This window comes from Komagataeibacter sp. NFXK3 (genome assembly GCF_054182245.1).
The window spans coordinates 1-1,623 of sequence record NZ_JAPIVJ010000067.1; the positions used below are offsets into that span (position 1 = coordinate 1).

The 1,623-nt window shown below is 62.9% G+C and carries 2 pseudogenes; both read left to right on the top strand.

Annotated features, from left to right (window positions below):
* Positions 1-8 precede the first annotated feature (8 nt).
* Positions 9-125: pseudogene (locus OQZ28_RS17440) on the top strand (ATPase); the annotation flags it as partial.
* 2 nt (positions 126-127) lie between these two features.
* Positions 128-1,465: pseudogene (locus OQZ28_RS17445) on the top strand (chromosome partitioning protein ParB); the annotation flags it as partial.
* Positions 1,466-1,623: the final 158 nt, after the last annotated feature.

Here is a 1,623-nt window from a genome sequence, read left to right on the forward strand (position 1 = left end):
TCCAGGCGATGGCGGAACTGAAACTCTACGGTATGAAAGCCGCCTATGATGAACTGGTGACCCATGCGGTCAAACGACAGTATCTGCCCCAGCAGGTCATAGGAGAACTGCTCCAGGCCGAAATACACTGTTCGAGGCCGATGACGGCGGCTGGCTGCAGGATCCGGCCATTCTGGATCGGCTGGTCATGGAAAAGCTGCAGGAGGCGGCTGAACAGGTCCGCGCCGAGGGCTGGAAGTGGGTCGAAACCGCCCTGTCATTCCCATGGGGCCATACACGGCAGTTCGCGGAGATCGACGGCACGGAAGTGCCTCTGTCCGATGAAGAGACGGCTCGGCTTGAGGCCCTGCATACCGAGCAGGAAACTATCGCGGCCGAATACGCCCAGGCCGATGAATATCCGGACGAGGTGGATGCACGGCTGGGCGAGATTGAACAGGCGATCGTTGCCCTGGAAGAACGGCCCCTGACGTTCGATTCCGCTGACATGGCGCGGGCGGGGGCCTTCGTCAGCTTCGACAGTGATGGCACATTCCAGGTGGAGCGGGGCTTCGTGCTGCCCGAGGATATGCCGGCCGAGCCCGAAGAGACCGATGATGCCGATGATGCCGATGGATACGATCATGCTGGGTATGATGGGCGGGACCACGATAGCACAGGCCATGGTTACCACGAGGGGGAGGGCGACAACATCGCTCCCGACGTCGAGCCCGAGGAAGAAGACGGGATCAAGCCACTGCCTGACCGGCTTCTCACCGAACTGACGGCCTGGCGCACGCTGGCCCTGCGGGACGCGTTTGCCAGCAACCCGCACATCGCGCTGACCGAAATGCTGCACACCTTGGTGCGTGATGTTTACTGGCAGACACCGAGGGCCGACTGCCTAGAAGCCTATGTCCGCGAGATCTCTCTGCCGGTCCATTCGCCCGACATGCCCGGCAGCCTTCCAGCCCATGCGCTGCGCCAGCGCAATGACGGCTGGAAGTACGATTTACCTGATGACGAGGATGCACTGTGGCGCTGGATCGACGGGCTGGACGATCCCAGCCGCATGGCGTTGCTGGCCCACTACCTGTCCTTCGGCATCAATGCGCTTTACGAGCGCATGCCTGCCTACGGCGCGGTGTCCCAGCGCACCGTGACCGAGCGCCTCAAGCGGGCTGATCGACTGGCGTCAGTCCTCAGCCTCGATCTGGTCGAGGCTGGCTGGCAGCCGACCGTCGAGAACTATCTCGGCCGGGTGACCAAGGCCCGTATTCTCCAGGCAGTGCGGGAAGCACGTGGCGACGAAGCGGCTGACCGCATCGCCCACCTGAAGAAGCCCGACATGGCCCGTGAGGCCGAGCAGCTGCTGGACGGTGCGGGCTGGCTGCCCGAGGCGTTGCGCACGATAGGGCGGCCAGATGATACCCCTGCCGAAATGCGGGGAGCGGGCGAAGGCGTGGAGGCCATCGCCGCCGAGTAGCCATTATGAGGTCAGGAACTTTGAGACAGCGGTGAACTGCCCCGGGTTTACCGGAGAGGGATTTGTTCAGTAATCAGGCTGCGATATCAAGTCTGCTCTGATCTGCATAGAAGGCGCGTTCGGCTTCGGCGGGAGGCCTGTAGCCGATTGGCGCCAGC